13 protein-coding genes and 1 pseudogene are annotated in these 17,266 nt (G+C 48.9%); 10 read left to right on the forward strand and 4 right to left on the reverse strand.

The window, feature by feature from the left end; translation table 11 throughout:
* Window positions 1-108 precede the first annotated feature (108 nt).
* Window positions 109-1,650 carry a hypothetical protein gene (locus SPB21_RS13780; RefSeq protein ID WP_499866875.1) on the reverse strand — a complete coding sequence of 514 codons (1,542 nt, stop codon included), beginning with the start codon at window positions 1,648-1,650 and terminating at the stop codon, window positions 109-111.
* Window positions 1,651-2,199: 549 nt separating this feature from the next.
* Entirely contained in the window at window positions 2,200-2,886 is a 687-nt protein-coding gene (locus SPB21_RS13785) for a hypothetical protein (protein ID WP_499866876.1), read from the reverse strand.
* Between the two features lie 233 nt (window positions 2,887-3,119).
* On the opposite strand from SPB21_RS13785, the gene SPB21_RS13790 reads away from it, so the two are divergent.
* Window positions 3,120-4,736 (forward strand): ArnT family glycosyltransferase, encoded by a 1,617-nt coding sequence (locus SPB21_RS13790; protein WP_499866878.1) that lies wholly within the window; start codon window positions 3,120-3,122, stop codon window positions 4,734-4,736.
* A gap of 41 nt (window positions 4,737-4,777) precedes the next feature.
* Here SPB21_RS13790 and SPB21_RS13795 read toward each other — a convergent pair whose 3' ends face one another.
* A complete protein-coding gene (locus SPB21_RS13795) occupies window positions 4,778-6,295 on the reverse strand; it encodes an amidohydrolase family protein (protein ID WP_499866880.1) in 1,518 nt (505 codons plus the stop codon).
* 187 nt (window positions 6,296-6,482) lie between these two features.
* Here SPB21_RS13795 and SPB21_RS13800 point away from each other — a divergent pair, with 187 nt between their 5' ends.
* The 3 genes from SPB21_RS13800 (at window position 6,483) to SPB21_RS13810 (ending at window position 11,876) form a co-directional block, all read left to right on the forward strand.
* Complete coding sequence (locus SPB21_RS13800) at window positions 6,483-7,022, forward strand: GAF domain-containing protein (protein WP_499866882.1); 540 nt, start codon at window positions 6,483-6,485, stop codon at window positions 7,020-7,022.
* A gap of 108 nt (window positions 7,023-7,130) precedes the next feature.
* Window positions 7,131-7,718 (forward strand): GNAT family N-acetyltransferase, encoded by a 588-nt coding sequence (locus SPB21_RS13805; protein ID WP_499866884.1) that lies wholly within the window; start codon window positions 7,131-7,133, stop codon window positions 7,716-7,718.
* A 90-nt stretch (window positions 7,719-7,808) separates the two neighbouring features.
* Window positions 7,809-11,876, forward strand: a complete 4,068-nt coding sequence (locus SPB21_RS13810) for a WD40 domain-containing protein (RefSeq protein WP_499866885.1) — start codon at window positions 7,809-7,811, stop codon at window positions 11,874-11,876.
* Between the two features lie 240 nt (window positions 11,877-12,116).
* Here the strand turns inward: SPB21_RS13810 and SPB21_RS13815 are convergent, their stop codons facing one another.
* A complete protein-coding gene (locus tag SPB21_RS13815) occupies window positions 12,117-13,415 on the reverse strand; it encodes a glycosyltransferase (RefSeq protein ID WP_499866887.1) in 1,299 nt (432 codons plus the stop codon).
* Between the two features lie 240 nt (window positions 13,416-13,655).
* Between SPB21_RS13815 and SPB21_RS13820 the strand changes: the two genes are divergently transcribed.
* From SPB21_RS13820 to SPB21_RS13845, 6 genes and pseudogenes are all read left to right on the forward strand, one after another.
* Entirely contained in the window at window positions 13,656-13,847 is a 192-nt protein-coding gene (locus SPB21_RS13820) for a hypothetical protein (RefSeq protein ID WP_163659047.1), read from the forward strand.
* 114 nt (window positions 13,848-13,961) lie between these two features.
* Window positions 13,962-14,360, forward strand: coding sequence for a nuclear transport factor 2 family protein (locus SPB21_RS13825; protein ID WP_499866889.1), 399 nt, complete (start codon window positions 13,962-13,964; stop codon window positions 14,358-14,360).
* A 50-nt stretch (window positions 14,361-14,410) separates the two neighbouring features.
* Entirely contained in the window at window positions 14,411-15,382 is a 972-nt protein-coding gene (locus tag SPB21_RS13830) for a zinc-dependent alcohol dehydrogenase family protein (RefSeq protein ID WP_499866890.1), read from the forward strand.
* Window positions 15,383-15,548: 166 nt separating this feature from the next.
* Window positions 15,549-16,175: a TMEM175 family protein gene (locus SPB21_RS13835; protein WP_163659803.1), complete on the forward strand. Its 627-nt coding sequence runs from the start codon at window positions 15,549-15,551 to the stop codon at window positions 16,173-16,175.
* Window positions 16,175-16,303, forward strand: a pseudogene (locus tag SPB21_RS13840) (lycopene cyclase family protein); the annotation flags it as partial. The gene SPB21_RS13835 and the pseudogene SPB21_RS13840, both read left to right, overlap by 1 nt.
* A 736-nt stretch (window positions 16,304-17,039) precedes the next feature.
* On the forward strand, window positions 17,040-17,258 hold the full coding sequence (locus SPB21_RS13845; protein WP_499866892.1) for a hypothetical protein: 219 nt from the start codon (window positions 17,040-17,042) through the stop codon (window positions 17,256-17,258).
* Window positions 17,259-17,266 lie beyond the last annotated feature (8 nt).

Consider the following 17,266-nt stretch of genomic DNA (forward strand, 5'->3'; position numbering starts at 1 on the left):
ATGGCCCACGGACTAGAACAGTATGTCTAGTCCGTGGGCAACCCTAAGCCCCGTAATGAGTTGTTCTTAAAAAGAATTACTCGGTATCAATAAAGGGAAAAAGCAATCCTAAATCCACTTTTTGATACTGGGGTTTGGATTGGGAGATTTGGGCATCTGGTGACACTTAAACCCAATCAGCTGCATGCCAGGAATCCGAATGCCCTGTTCCTCTCGGTGAGAGTTCACATTTCTTTCAAAATTATCCTGCTTGTAGCTACCACCCACGGAGAAAGGACCCCAGCCACCGCCAGCGCTGACATCAAAGTGCTTCTTCAAAGAATCGTAGCTGTACTCAGACTCACCAAACTCTAGAAATAAGTCTCTGACAAAAATCGCCGTGGTGGTGAACGCTGGAATCATACCTTCAGGTTGAGCAGCTCCATCAGACACCATCTGATTATTAAAATCAGGCACGGCCTCGTCAAATCTCCAGTAGGTGCTCGTTAGAAAGTTGACGTTAAACCAGGGTCGAATAATGGGAACCTGAGCGATCTTAAAGCGCAGTTTAAACCGCGAAGTATTGATCTTGTGCTCAATTTCAGTTCTGTCGTAGTTAGCTTCAGCCTTAGCCCGCCATAGGCCAAAGCCAGCTTTGACTTTAGTACCGAACCCTTTCTTGGAGTAGTCATAACTACTGGCGTAGTCAGAACTGTCAAACTTGAACTGGGTCCATCCGTCTTCGTATCGGGCAAAACCACCGGGAACAAAGGTAACAGGATGAAACGGCAGCCCCGTTAGCATGCTGTTGAGCTGTCCCTCTTCAAACAACTCCTGGTATTGTTGCTTGAGTAACGCAATGCTTCTACCTTCGACTTGTTTGATAAAGGCACTAATACGATCAAACTGTTCGCGATAACCTAAGGTTGACCATTTGCGCTCAGCCGCTTGCACCCGTCTACGAAGAATGGGGCCATTGATGGCCCAGGCCGAAACCGCTTTGGGGTCATTCCCAGCCTCAGCCTCAATACGCAGGGTATTGTAGGCTAGCTTAGCCGCCTCCCATTCACCCAAGTACTGGTCATACTTAAGAACAAGTGGACTGGGTTCTTCGATGACTCTTTCTTCATCGGTCAGAAAATCGACTTCGATTCTCTTAGAAACCATCAGGCTCCGCAGTTTCTCTAGCTTGGCCTTGGTACGCTCATCGGGTTCAACATCTGCAACCTGACTAAACCTCAGAACTTGTTCGTAAGCTTGAGAGAGGGTATTTTCAACATTCCAAACATTGAAAGAATTGGTGCCAGTGCCCGATGTATCTGGAATGAGATCGCATAACCGTGCCAGATTTTCGGCATGGATATACTTACGGCGGCTTTCATCAGCCAACATTCTGTTGAGCTCTTCTACACTGGTGTCTTCATCGACTTCTTCAGTTTCACCATTATTGTTGGGTTTATCGGCGTTAAAATCATCCCTGACATTTTTATATACGCCGCCCAGACCCTCGGTTAGAAAATCAAATTCGTCTGGCGGAAAGGGAATGCCAGGGGTAACCCAGGCCAGATAGTTGTCTTCGGAGGGAGGCGCAGCACCATCGCCACTGCACAGTGCATCATAGAGTTTTCCTAGAACGGAATTCATTAACTCACTGGGGAGTACGTTAGCCATAGTTCCTTACCTAGTGTGTAGTATTGTTGTTTGTTATCTCGCTGCGTAGCGAGTAGATAGATGACAACAACTCATTAATCAATTTTTCTTGCTTTGTATACATAAGTTAATATTTAAATGTTTTCTCCTCTGGAAGGATAAAGCCATGGCAGGAGACAGGTTCACAGGTGTATTATTTTTTGTGGTACTACCTAAAAAAGAGAGTTAGCAGTAGCTTGGGATAGAAATATTGGATAAATTGTCTCTAATACGAAATCCCGACTGATAGCACCCGGTATCGAAGGGCATCCACAAGGGAGTGCCCCTACAGGATGGTCTATTTTTAATCGGGTTTAATACATTCGGATTTGGTACACAAGATGAATGGATCGGTTTCGAGAAAATTTACAACTATCCTTATCGGGATGTTGTCAAAATAACTATTCAACAGATATTCAACAAAAAAGCAGAAAGCCGCTGGTTTTTCAAAACCAGCGGCTTTAAAGTAAGAAACTCCACCCTAACGGTTGTTGGCGGTAGTCCTATCTTGAAGGAGTGACCTCTCGCTTGTTAGCTAGTCTGCCTCAGCTTTCGCTGATGATGATTAAAGGAGCGTTGTTCATTAGTCAGTACAGCATAGTCAATGGGAGGACGCATATCCCATTGAAGCTGAGTCAGTAATAGTAGACTGCCGCCAATGATGGCACCGGTCACCCCGTATTGCCAGGTACCTAGCTGGGTCACGGCAAACGCGGCAACCCCATGCACCACCGTCAGCCCTAAAAACGTACGCGAGCGAATGCCCCAACCCGTCAGGCCATGGCCAATGGCACACAACCCTAACCACAAGGGGCAGAGGTTTATCAATATTGGCCCTACATAGCCAAACACGCCCCAATTGGTGATTACAGTGCCGACTAACATTAATGTAGCCCAGCTGTATACTAGCCACATGAGTCGTTCTACCCGTGCCCAAAAGCGCACGATGGACACCATACCCACAACAGCAATTACCGTAAGGCCGGACCAAGCGATTGCCAGTTGCTGCCAGCTAGCGTGGGACACTTGAGCTGAGGCAAACATGAATACTGCCAGGGCCCCCCACAACGCAAACACTTGATCAACGCGAGTGTAAATACTTGAAAATGCATAGCCAAGGACACTGTGACGAAAGTGCCAGGCCCCGCGTAAATCTTGCAAATCTAAATCATGCTGCTTTGAGCGCAGCAGGGGCTCATTTGAAAAGCCAATAGTCATAGCAGTTACTCGTAGAAACCAAAGATGGATCCAAAGCGCGAGAATCAGTCGCGGCTTTAGCAATACGACGACTGGCTACGCATTTATGTACTTTTAATTCTAATTGTATCGTTTTGTCAACTATGTGTGCTAACCCATATATTTGGTATAACAGGTCGGATGACGGTTTCGGGAGCATAAACCGCGTGGTGTAATGTTTTGAACACGCCCTAGCTGCACGTATGTCTGTCCCCATGCGACCTGACCGTTTTTTATATCTACTGCTGGCAGTGGTGTTGATTGTGTTGCTGTTCAACCTGCATCTGTGGGTCATCACCACAGGGCCCGAGGGCAGTATTGCTGAGATTAGTCGGGATATGCTGGCCCGGCAAAATTTTATGCATCCTCGGTTGCTGGGGGTAAACGATTTTAGCCATCTGCCATTGCCCCTCTGGTTGACCAGCCTGGGAATGCGGCTGTGGGGCATCAATACATTTGGGGCTCGCTTCTTTATCCAGATCAGCATTTTGGTCCAGGTAATTTTTACTTACCGCATTGCGATGCGATTATTTGGGTCGTCCCAGGTCGGTCTGTTTGCTGGACTGATCTATCTGTCATGTCCCCTGGTGTTGGCCTGTAGCCGTTACCTATCCGCCGATATATTGTTGGCCACCTTCGAGCTGGCAGCTATCTACTATATTCTGCTCTACCATCTGGAAAAACTACCGGCTGCCCTCTATGGACTCGCGATCGCATTCGCCGGTGGCCTATTATGCGGCGGGTTACATAGTCTGCTATTGCCCATCACCGTGGGCACCTATGTCTTGATATTTGGGCCTCGCAACTATGGGATTCACTGGCGTCATGGCCTGGCCGCATTGATCATGGCAGTTGGGCTCACCTGCTTTTGGTTTGTGCACGCCAGCCATCACCTCCCCGATGTCTGGGCCTTTATCCGCCAGACATTTTGGCAAGACACCTTTTTCGGGCCACCCAGGCATCCCCGCTGGCAATATGCAATCACCTTTCTGTTGGGCAGTTTACCTTGGTGGTTTTTAGTGTTGCCCAACCTTGCCAGTCCGGTCTGGCAAAACCCCAATGTGTTGCCAGTCTGTGTCACCTGGCTAGCCCTGCCATTGGTGTTCTACACGTTAACCGGTAGTGCATCCCTGGCGGCATTGTTGCCCCTGGTATCTGGGTTCTCGATTCTTGTCAGCTATTGGGTGCAGTTTCTAACGAAACAACAAGTGTGGCGTTACAGTCGCTGGTTTGCCCAAATTTATGGCTGTCTGGGTATGCTGGCCTTCATGGCACCCCTGGGCTATCAAATTCTTGGACAGCCATTGCAAACCACCTGGCCCATGGTGATAACGGCATTGAGCACGTTAGTCTTAGTGATTTTGCTATATCGGTTTATCCGAGCGGGGGTCAGAATTCGGCTGGTGGCCATGGTGCTGGTGCCATCATTTATGGTGTTGTTATATGGCGGTTACTACACCCAGGCCAATGGACCGTGGAAAGAGAGTGCCAATGTTGTCTCTCAGATTATTCAGCAACGCCGGTTAGAGAGTTTACCAGTCTTGGTTTATAACGAAGCGCTACCCTCCCTGGCCTTTGCCCTAAACAAAGACACCATTACCATTAACGATGGCATTGTCAACGAGGCCTATTTTCAAACCGCCCAGGGATGGGAACCCCGTTGGATTCGGCTAGGGAACCCCGAGGATAATCTTTACTTACGTCGGCTGATGACTGATCCATCAGTACTGGTGATTCCGGGGGATTTGCCCACCCGTTGGAACTGGGTAAAAATTAATTATCCTGAAATGGAATGGGCCGGTCGTTGGCAGGTGTTATATCGTCCCCAGTAGGGGCTTCCCCTTGTGGGTGCCCTGGGATAACCTAATGCTTACTAAGTGCGAGAGTTGAAGGCGGCATAGGGAGATAAGGGCGGTACTTCCCATTGGGCATACCAGTTACTTAAATAGGGGATGAGCTCTGCTGCTAGTGCACGATAGTTGTCTCGGTTGGGGGCGGCTTCAAGTTGTTCGGCAATGGTTTGTCCAACTGCTTGTAGGTCAAAACCGGTGGGTGTGCCTGATTTTAAGACAACTTTGCCATTGACTAACACAGTGTCCACATCGGTGGCTTTGGCCCGCATCAGCATGACATGGAGGGGATTGGCCCCAGGAGACACCCAGGGCCAGGTGATGCGATCGCAATTTACCAACACCACATCGGCCCGATAGCCAGGGGCAAGTTTGCCAAGCTGTTGCTCTTTGCCCATGAGCTTAGCACTGCCTGTTGTTGCCAGCTGAAAGATATCGCCATAGCCAGGGGCAGGGCTATTAATTTGAGGAGACCGCTGCAGCCGCGCCGCTAATCGCATTTCAGCAAACATGTCCTCATCATCGCCAAGGGTAGTGCCATCCATCCCTAACCCGACGGTGGCCCCACCAGAGAGCATGGCGGTCAGCGGAGCCATGCCCGCCCGCAGCCGCAGGTTAGAGCTGGGGTTGTGGCTGACCGCAGCTCCAGTTGTCGCCAAAATTTCAATGTCAGCTGGTGTGAGCCAGACGCCGTGGGCAATGGAGAACCGAGGGCTCAGTACCCCCAGTTGGTTTAAGTGAGCAATCACAGATTGACCATAGAGACGCGGCCCCATCAGTTTTTCATAGAATGACTCCAGGGCATGGGTTTGGACATGGGTATCTAAGCGCTCAGCAGCATCCACCATCTGCACCAGTAACTCATCGCCCACCCATTGGGGGCCTGGTGGACCAAACCAGATATCAATGTGAGGATGAGTCTGATACTGTTGAACAAAGTCGGTAATCAGCTCTATGTGCGCTGTTCTGGATAAGGGCTGTACCATGGGCACCAAGGTTTGCAGCCGCTGTCTTAAGTCTTCTGGCAGACTGGTTAAAAAGGCGTCATCTTCACCATGGACAAACATATTTTCATAGCGAATGCCCGGTGTTAGGGCGACGCGCATGCCAGCTTGCCCATAGGCGGCCAGTCGTCCCTCAAGATTGTCCCGACAGTCCTGGGCGGTGCCACCAAGGCTGACCACATCGACAACGCTGGTTACCCCGCTCTGCAATAGCTGGGCAATACTCAGTAAAGTTTTAAGTTTAGGATCTTGCGATCGCAAGCCAATATTGGCAAACAGCCACAGTTCTAGAAAATCATCGTCCACACCCTGGAGAGAATTGGGCACCCCATTACTGTGGTGGTGGGCATTGATTAACCCCGGCATCACAGCAAACTTATCAGAGCCAATCACCGCTGCCTGGGGATAGGTCGCCTGTAACGTCGCCCAGGAATCGACCGCCACAATAGTATCGTCCTGGATTGCGATCGCGCCATCAGTTAGCGTAGTCTCACCCGTAAAAACCCAGCGGCCTCGAATTAACCGAATATCTGTCATCGTTGCCGTCCACTTAGAAAACCACGTAAAGCAACAATTTATTTTGAAGCTTTTTTGATGTTTGTCAATTAGTTCAGACTAGGGTGCTGAAAATCTTTCTGTTGCTTAAAATTCTGTGAATTAATTAAATTTTTGCTATAGCAAGTGATACAAGGGAATTAATGCTGAGAAATGCTGCTTTTTTACCATGACGACCCAGTTTGATCCAAATATTCATGCTCAACGGGTCGATACCGAAGTCGGCGCAATCGGGTCTATCCTGCAGCGTCTGGGACAGACCATACAGCGTGATCAGCTAGTGCAAAAGACGACTGAGGACCTGCGCACCTTTCTACAGGTTAATCGAGTCGTTATCTATTATTTTTACAATCAATGGGAAGGCCAGGTCACCTTTGAAGCCCTAAGTGCCGGGGAATTCTCTATTTACGGTTCGACCGGGCCAGACCAATGTTTTAACGATGAGTATGCTGAGCTTTATTTGGCTGGTCGCATCAGAGCCATTGAGGATATTGAAACAGCCCCCATTGAGCCTTGTCACCGTGACTTTTTGCGACACTTGCATGTGCGAGCCAATTTGGTAGTGCCCATTTTGACTAACCAGGGGCTATGGGGTTTGCTCGTGGCCCATCACTGTCAAGGTCCCAAGACCTGGTCAGTGATGGATGTTAAACGTATGCAGGCAGGCGCTTTAACCCTGGCCTCGGCTCCTTCTATTAAGGATTATTGAGGGGGGCTGTGGCCAGGAGCGACGGCTGGTCCCCTACAGCAGATCACGGATGACTACTGATCGAGCCCTGAATGCTACCTTTAAAGCACCCTCTGAGCGGTGGCCCCCATGGAAGTTCTATACCGAGAAGGCCAAAAGGCAGATAGCAAGATTCTGGCTGAACTAGAGTATATCGCCTCGGATGGAGCCGTCGAGTTTCTTTTCCACGATTTGGTGCCAGGGGTTTCCGCATTGCAGTTTGTCGCATCTAGCCTGGAACAGGATGTGTATCCTCACTCTTATCGCAGTGCCATTGTGGCCGAATTGAATCACCACGTCATTGGCATGGCCCTCTCATTTCCGGCCACCTATCATCAAATTACCCCGGAAATGCGTGACTTTTTCCCAACAGACCGGCTGGAGCACTTTCAAGATTTTTTCTCGGCCCGAGTGGACGGCAGTTTCTTTCTTGATGCCCTCTGTGTTTTAAAAGACTATCAGCACAAAGGGATCGGCTCCCGGCTGATTGAGCTCACAAAATCCAAAGCCCAGACAGAAGGCTATAACAGTTTAAGCCTGATCGTATTGGCAGATAATATCGGAGCCCAGCGGTTATATCAGCGCCATGGATTTGAGAGCGTCAGGCCCATCGAACTCCAGCCCCATCCTCTGATTCCACACCAGGGAGGGTGTCTATTGATGAGGGCTAACCTGTAGAACTCAGTTCGGATCAGCAATGCCCAACAAATTATCTGATAGTGTTGTGCTTTTCCCTCTTGATGTTTGTGAACGGTCGAGCATAGAGTAATGCAATCTTCCAAACGACTATGTATCCATCTGCTAGGTCATTTTCGATTAACGTTTGAGCACCAACCGGTCGAAGGATTACAGACAGACAGATATCAGTCGTTGATCGCCTATTTGGTGCTAAATGCGCAAACACCCCAGCCGAGGGCGCAGCTGGCCAGTGTATTTTGGCCAGATACCACCGATAGCAAAGCAAAAACGAGTCTGAGGCGAGAACTGCATCGGCTGAGACAGATTTTGCCAGATGCGGATCAGCTATTGGCGGTCACACCCCAAACGATTCAATGGCGACCTCAATATTCATTCTGGTCGGATGTGGCGGCATTTGAAACCCAAATTGCCCAGGCGGCTGAGGCGGTGACGACTCCAGCCAAGGCCGAGAGTCTCAAGCAAGCTATTGAGCTGTATCAAGGTGAACTACTCCCCACCTGCTATGACGATTGGATTGAACCGGAGCGCCATCGTTTGCATCAGCTTTTGATCAATGGGTTGGCTGACTTGAGTTCGGGGTTAGCTGAATTGGGAGAGTATCGGGATGCGATCGCAACTACCCAACGCTTACTCCAGCTAGAACCCCTGAATGAGTCGGGCTATCTAACCTTGATGCAGTGCCATGCCCAGCAGGGAGAACGAGCCAATGCCCTACAGGTGTACCACCAGTGCATGACGCTGCTGCGGGATGAAATGGGCATTGACCCCAGTCTAGAAACACGCCAGTTTTATGAACAGCTGCTTTTAGATGAAACACCAACACCAGCCTCTAGACAGGCTGAGCCATGGTCGGGTCAATTGACTACTGAGTCTGTGGCCATCGGTGCTCCCAAAACAAAACCACAAATCGACTGGGGAGAAGCTCCAGATATTAGTTTTTTCTATGGCCGCTCAGAGGAGTCAGGCCAGCTATGTCAATGGATTGACCAAGACCAGTGTCGCCTGGTGACTGTGGTGGGGATGGGTGGCATTGGCAAAACGTCCCTGGCGGCCAAGGTGATTCATGAGCTGCAGACAAAATTTGACTTCATCATCTGGCGTTCGCTGCGTAATGCACCGCCGCTCAATACGTTGCTAGAAGATTTAGTGCCGTTTATATCTAACCAGCAAGAAGCGACCTGTTCCCTCACTCGATGGGTGCATTGGCTACGGCAAGCGCGATGTTTACTGATTTTGGACAATGTGGAAACCCTGTTTAAGGGGGGAGAACGGGCTGGTCAATATCGTGAGGGCTATGAGAACTATAGTGAGCTGGTGTCAGTTGCCGGTCAGACTAACCATCAAAGCTGTCTGTTGCTAACCAGCCGAGAAAAACCGGCTGAGGTGGCCACGATGTCAGAGGCAAATCCTGCGGTGCAGGTGTTGCAGTTAGAAGGTTCGCCGGAGGCGGCACTGGCTCTGATTGAAGCGAAGCAACTGGTGGGTAGCCAAGATGATAAAAAACGGCTTTGCGATCGCTACGGCCACAGTCCCCTATCGCTGCAGATCATCAGCAGTTCTATCCGCGATGTGTTTGATGGCGATATCTCCCTATTTCTAGAAGAAGACACCTTGCTCTTTAATGGTGCACGAAAATTGTTAGATGTTCAGTTTGACCGTCTCTCTCCCCTGGAACAAACGGTCATGACCTGGCTGGCGATTAATCGCGATTGGACCACAATTACTGAACTCAAGGCGGATATTTATCCGTCCTGCCATAAGACCAAATTAATTGAAGCCATCGAATCGCTCTGTTGGCGTTCTCTAATTGAACGACGGGGTAATACCTATACCCAGCAGCCGGTGATTATGGAGTATGTCATCGATCGGCTGATTGAACAGATCGGTGAGGAATTAATTGATCCTGAGTGTTTTAGCAGCCAGCCCCTAAAATCTCTGGCAACAGTCACCTATGCCTTAATTAAAACGACTGTCAAAGATTTTGTACGAGAGAGCCAAGAAAGGCTGATCTTACAGGTTGTTGCTGAGCAGTTGAGGCAATCGTTATCGCATCCAGAACCGGCTATTCTGGACCATCTCAAAATACTACAATCACTTCAGAAGCAAGCCACTGGCTATAGCGCTGGCAATCTGATTAATCTTGCGTGGGCCCTGGCTATAGACTTTACGGAGTTGGATTTATCAAGACTAACAATTTATCATGCCTATCTACAGCATGTGCCTCTGCAACAGGTTGACTTTTCCCATACTGTATTTAAAGAAGCGGCATTTAATCAACCCTTAGATCCTGTTGCCAGTGTTGCCTATAGTCCTGATGGCTCACTTCTGGCCACCGGTGAAGGAGATGGGCGAGTTGTTGTCTGGCGAACGGTTGATCAGAGACCGATCTTGATCATAAAAGAAGCGTCAACCAGCTGGGTGATTGCTGTGGATTTTATCCATAATGGTAAACACTTAGCGACTGAAGGCAAGGCTGGAGAAATCAATATTTGGGATGTCGCTACAGGCCAATTGATTCAGGTGCTAAAAGAGCATACAGGTATTGTCTGGACCATAAATACTAGCCCCACCGATAATTTGCTAGTGAGCGGTAGCCTTGACACTCATTTGATCCTGTGGGATTTAAACACCTACAAACCTCGACATCGATTAACCGGACATACTCAACAGATTAATGCAGCTGTCTTTAGCCCAGACGGCCAACAAATTGCCAGTGTTAGCGTTGATAAAACCCTGTGTATTTGGGACACCCAAACGGGAGACGTGATCACTGTCTGGCATTGTGAAACTGAGCCTAAATGTGTCAGTTTTAGTCCAGATGGGCAGTATTTGGCTATTGGTGAAAATGATGGTGGTATTCGCATCTGGAATTGGCAAACCCGACAAATTGAACTAACATTCCAAGCACACAAATATTGGATCTCATCCGTGGCGTTTAGCCCCTGTGGTCATTATCTTGCTAGCGGTAGTGCTGATGCTACAACCAAGTTATGGAACCCGAAAACCGGCCAGCTACTGCGCATTGCAACTGTTTATACTAGCCTCGTATGGGCCCTGGCATTTAGCCCCGATGGTCAACAGTTGGCCGTTGGCAGCAATGATCACACCATTAGACTATGGGAAATACCCCAGAAACGGCTTTTCAAGGCATTGCAGGGCTTCTCCAGTTGGGTGAACTCAGTGCGTTTTCATCCTCATAAACCTCTCTTAGTGAGTGGCAGTAGCGATCACAAGGTGAGACTTTGGCATGTAGAGACGGGTGAGCTGATCAGCACATTGGAAGGGCAGAGTGACGCCGTCTTAGGGGTGGCGGTCAGTCCTGATGGCAAGATGGTAGCCGGTAGTGGTGTTGAGAACACTATTAGTCTATGGGATGTGGCAACAGGTCGGCTTTTGAAGATGCTGCATGGGCATGATTTTGCCGTATATTTCGTAGAATTTAGCGCCGATGGTCAACTGCTGTTGAGTAGTGGATTCGACCAAACAGTGCGCCTATGGGATGTGCCCTCTGGGCAGGTGATTAAAACCATTGAGGCCCATGACGGTTGGGTATTTGCAGCTCGCTTTAGCCCGGATGGTCAATACTTTGCCAGTACGGGTATGGATGGTGCCATTAAACTGTGGGATACGGCAACGGGAGAATTGCTCACTGTTTTGCAAAGTCAAAAAACTGCCACCTGGACGTTAGGGTTCCATTGTGATGGTCAACTGTTAGTGATCGGCGGTGATGATGGCACAGTACAACTGTGGAATCCTAAGACGGGTAAGCTGCTAAAAACTCTGCAAGGGCACCAGTCAACTGTTTGGGCGGCTGATTTTAGCCCGGATGGCAGCACCATCGCCACGGGTGGCGACGATCAGACGGTTAAGCTTTGGGATGCTAACACAGGCAAATTGTTACGGATTCTAGATTTACATCATGGACGTGTCAATTCACTATCCTTTACCGCCGATGGTCAAATACTGGCCAGTGGCAGTTCGGATCAAACGATTCGACTTTGGACTGTTGCTACGGGTGAATGTTTGAAGACGCTGATGGTGCCCAGACCTTACGAGAATATGAATATTACCGATGTGCAAGGGTTAACCGCTGCTCAAAAAGAGTCTTTGAAGGCACTGGGAGCAGTTGAGAAGTAAGCCGTTGCTGATTTAGAGGCTACTGTGTACATAAGTCCTGAAAACTAGCGTCTGCGGTTGCTTCACCCCCTCTAACTCCCCCTTGGTAAGGGGGGATTAAGGGGGGTAATGCAGGATTAAGAGCTCCCTGTCGAGATGTGTGTACACCGTAGGATTTAGAGGATGAATCGATCTGGCAGGATTACCTGACAGCAGTATTTTTCAGATTAGAGCCTGGTCGAGGATCGGCAACGCCTTAATCTAATAACGGCCTAAGGGCTGAGAAGAGAATAGGGTTTCTAGGATTGCGATCGCATTTCCCACACCCTCCTCAGTCCGAATTTTCTCACCTAATGTCTCAGCATTGTGTCGCATGGTTTGATTAGAAACCAGATCATGCATGGCCTTAGCCAGCTTGCTTGTCGTTAGCTGTTTTTGCGGGATTGGCTTTGGCCCCACCCCTAGGGTGTAAATCTGTTTGCCCCAAAATGGCTGATCGCCAAAGAAAGGACAAATCAGTGTGGGACGTCCGGCTCGCAACCCTGCGGCAGTTGTACCCGCACCACCATGGTGGATGACAGCTGACACTTTTGGAAACAACCAGTCGTGGGGGGCTTGATCTAGCTGAAAAACTGTTTTAGGTAAGTCGCCCGTTTGCAGGCCACCCCAGCCCGTGGCCAGAATACCCCGTTGATGGGTGGTCTGTAATGCGTCAATAACAACTTTAGCCAGTCGCTGGGGCTGACTGCCAGAGATACTGCCAAAGCCAATATAGATGGGTGGTGCCCCCGCCTCCAGAAATGCTTTTAAGTCATCTGGTGGCTGCCAGCTATCGTGTTGATCCAAGAACCAATAGCCATTAACATGGACAGAATCTGGCCAGTCGGTTGGTCGGGGAACAACATATTGGCTATAGCCATGGAGCACGGGAATCGGACTGCCATCCGCCCGGTGCAACAGGTCCATACCTTTAGGTTTGGGCGGTAGCTGCAACACCTTGCGGCGAAATTCATTGGGAATTCCTCCATACAAACCAATGGCTGTGTGCACAATCCAATAGGTGAGGCGGTTATACCAGCGGCCCAGGGGCCAATCTGGGAAACCCATGGCAGGGGATTGAGCCGTAGGCACAAACTGGGGAAACGGTAGGGCAATCACTAAGGGAATTTTCTGTTTGTCGGCAATGGCTTCAGCCATAAATGCGGCTTTAGATGCCAAAATCAACAGATCCGGTGCAACCGATTGGGTGGTTTGCCAGACATCCTGTAGGGTCTGGCGGTACATTGACTTCACCTGGGAAAACAGTTTGATGTTGGTGCGAATAGTCCCCCACAGATTGTTGGTATTTTCCATCGCATCTCGACCTGCATCTGAGTCCATCAGCTGCATCAGCTGATTATTCATATGGCCGTAATTAAGTCCCTGTTCAGTAATAAAGGCTTGAAACAGAGCACTGGTGCAAACAGTGACGTCGTGCCCAGCGGCCTTTAATCCTTGGCCCAGCGCAACGTAGGGTTGTACATCACCGCGAGAGCCCAGGGTAACGATTAAGACTTTCATGATGTATTGACTCCCCTAGGAGATTCTAATGTGCCTGCACTGTTCTATTTCCAATAGTAGGCCATGGGCTTAGATATGTGTGTCACGGCGATCCCTATGGGCTTGGTTGTGGGGACGGAGACGCATTAGAGACGAGTTAGAGACGCCTGTTTGGTTACCTTTGGGGTAGTTGAAACACATAGAACGTTTTCAACCGCCACAGTTTAACTCCACAACCACACATTAGGGAGGCCTCGAAAAATGTTGCAAGTATTACGCCCCTATCATCTTGCTTTTGAACGGCTTGCGATCGCATTTCTCTTAACCTTTATCGTGGCCGATTTATACCCCCATCCATCCCTGGCACCGGGGTTAATTATGTCAGCTGTGTCATATTTGCAATCCGATGCGACTGAGTTAGTGGAGCATGACACCACGACTTTGAATCAATAACCTAGCAGCTGCTTGCTGCTAAAACGATGACAGCACAAGGGTTAGACGCTCTGGAGACGGTCTAGAGACGCCGACTTAATTAAGGTAAAACCATGGTAATAGGACAAAATAACCATGAGTAAAGCACAGGCTAACCTCTCTCTAGTTGGAAAAATACCGGCCCTGGTGCCGGATAGATTAGACGAAATAAAAGAGTTGTTTGCCGATGATTTTGTCTGGCACTACATCAATGCTCAGCTGCCACAGCTTCACGGTGACTATCAACGTTTTGAAGGCTTGCAAGGATTTTTTAGAAAATTAGGTGAGCTGACTAACAACACCTTTAGTGTCCGGATTCACCAAGCCTATGCTGTGGGTGACGAGTTTGTCGTGGCCCATGCCTGCCCGAGTATGACCCTCGACGGTAGCTCTTTTGAGACCGATGCTGTTGTGGTTTGGAGAATAGTTGATCAACGCCTCAAGGAGGCTTGGGATATTCCTAGCCTGCATTCGCTGCGATCGCAATCATCATAATAGTCTCCTCAAAAGCAAAATACCATCTAATTTTATTTGGATAAATCACCATGAAGCAGGTTCTATATCGCAACTTTGGCAATCCTGCAGACGTGCTGGAAGTAAAAAAAAGTGATGCCTCTATGCTGACCGCAGGGCAGGCACGGATTAAGGTACTCAGAGCTCCTATAAATCCATCCGATGTCGCTCAAATCGCAGGGCAGTATGGGGTGAAGCCCGATCTCCCAGCAGTCGCCGGTCTTGAAGGTCTAGGCAGAGTGGTTGAAGTCAATGGCAACGGCGTTGATGAAGGGCAGCTGGTACTGTTGCCTTCGGTGGGTACCTGGACTACAGAGATGGTCGGTGCCATTGATCAGCTTGTGCCTTTACCAGAGGCCGATCTAGATCAGCTGTCTATGCTCCGGGTGAACCCAGCCACCGCATATTTGTTGCTGACCGAGTTTGTGGAACTCAAACCAGGGGACTGGGTGATACTATCTGCTGCCAATTCAGCGGTGGGTAGCTATATTTTGCAGTTAGCCAAGGCGCGAGGGGTTAATCTCGTATGTGTTGTGCGCCGCGAGAGTGCGGTGGCAGCCCTGAAGCAAGCGGGCGCAGATATCGTTTTAGTCGATGGAGTAGATCTGGCCAAACAGGTGCGTAAAGCAACGGGTACCGAGATGACGTTAGCCCTGGACGCTGTGGCGGGCGACACGTTTGGTCGACTGGCAGAAACACTTAAGGAAGCTGGAACCATCGTTCTCTACGGTGGTATGTCCAATCAACCAGCCTCGGTCGAGGTTGCCCCAATTCTTTTCCGTGATGTGCGCGTGCGAGGATTCTGGTTATTGCCCTGGTTACTGAAAACCAGTAAAAAAGAACAAACCAGAGTTTATGGTGAATTGACCATGGCTGTAGCTGCAGGCATACTACATGCACCAGTTGAAAAACATTTCTTGCTAGATGAGATTACAGAGGCCATCACCTACACCATGGCCGGAGAACGCAAGGGTAAAGTTCTGTTGGCTCCCAATGGCCTGTAAATTAATACCCTTGTCCAAGGTTAGAACACCTGATTTTATCTGGCCTTAAATTCATCCCCGACCACCAGAAACTCACATCGATCCAGAACACCGATAATCGATCCTGCCGTATCCCCTTTTAACTCCCAATCAACACCATTCTACGCTTCCTAAACAGCCTCTATCGATGGAACTTCAACGTTTGACTCGCTTGAGCGATCTCATTTTTGCTGTAGCCATGACCTTGATGGCACTTACATTTGATCCGCCCCCTGTCAGCGGCATGACATCGCAAGAAATTACCGCATTTTTACAGGCCCAGCTGCCATCATTTGGGGCCTATGTCCTAACGTTCTTGGTGATCGCATTTTACTGGACGTCCCATCTCCATCAGTTTAAGTATTATCAGAAAACAGATCCGATTCATATGTCGCTGGTTCTGTTATCCTTGCTGTTTGTTGTTTTCTTGCCCTATGCCAATGACCTGCTGACGTTTTATGACGATGTTTTTGCTGTTCAAGTTTTTTACAGTCTTGCAGCTGGAGGTGTAGGTATCTTTAGCACGGTTACCTGGATCTACGCTACGTACAACCGACGGCTAGTCGCTCCCAACTTGTCCGATAAAATAATTCGAGAAATTCGACAGGGCAGCTATGCTGAACCCACAATTTTACTGTTAGCGATTGGGGGAGCATGGCTACATCCTCTCGGTTGGACCGTGACATTGGTGGTTGGTTTTCCATTGATTTTCCTGAGTCAGTCATTGTTACAGGAGCCAGAGCATAAACTACAGTCAGACGGAGAAAATACATGATGCAGGATGTATTAGTGATTGGTTCAGGGCCTGCCGGATTAGCGATCGCAGCCGCCTTAGGCACTCAAAATCTCAAGGTGCATGGCCTAGCGCCGACAGGCCCATCTATCCCCTGGTCCACTACCTTTCCCGGTCAGCGTCCCCTGAGCGGAGTCGAAGGGGACGCTGACAAATCTGGCAAGTAGATGTCTCAATAGGAATCATTGATGGGTCTGGGATACGGGCAACAGCGCGACGACAGCTGCGGAGATGAACATCTTCTTGCAGATTGCTAGGATAAACGATAGAATAAAAATTCGTGGTCGTTGTTGCCGTTTTACGAAAACAACGGTGCTTAAAAGGAGCGTTCTTACCACAATCGCTCATCTGGAATCACAATGATGGGGTTATCAAAATCATGGCTGCCGATATTCATCGACATGATAATGCTACTTCAATAGTCTCTTCAAACCCAGTACGCATTGTCTCTCGACACTGGGAAAGAACGATCAAGCAAAAAAAGCTGCTGTCACTACGCTAAAGTAGCCTTTGCTGTCCCTTATCTGCAGGGATGTGAATTTTTTTCCTGACCTTAACTAGAGGTTTTAATCTCTAGTGAGTATCTATATCCATGTCCCTTATTTGCAGGGATGTGGACTTTTCTCCTAGCCTTAGCTAGAGATTCTTGTCTCTAGTTAGTATCTATAGCCATGGGCACGTCCACTTCAAGCTGAAGTGGACGGTATTCGTTCAGGTTTCAAATTCCTTGGTGCTAGGCAGCCCTATGCCGAATTCAGCCCTTCGATGATCGTGATTATGGAATCCGCATCTGAATCGATCAGGCAGGCGTTTTAATACCCTTCAACAACTCTCTATTAGTCCGTCATGTCATTGATTATCTCGATGTCCGTCTTTGGTATAGCTACCTATATCGCCAACACTGCCAAAGAAGAAATGATTGGAGTTTTTGCAGCTATCTTGGCATTGCTCAGCCTTCTCTTGAGCATTGTTTTAGCTCCCTGGTTTATACAGGTGATCATCTTACTTTCTGTATTGTCTTGGCAGTTTTCTCTTCGCGATCGCAGTAACTATTCCGAAAATTAAATTGCAAC

This window comes from Leptothoe sp. ISB3NOV94-8A (assembly GCF_043421595.1).
Classification (GTDB): domain Bacteria; phylum Cyanobacteriota; class Cyanobacteriia; order Phormidesmidales; family Phormidesmidaceae; genus Leptothoe; species Leptothoe turfae.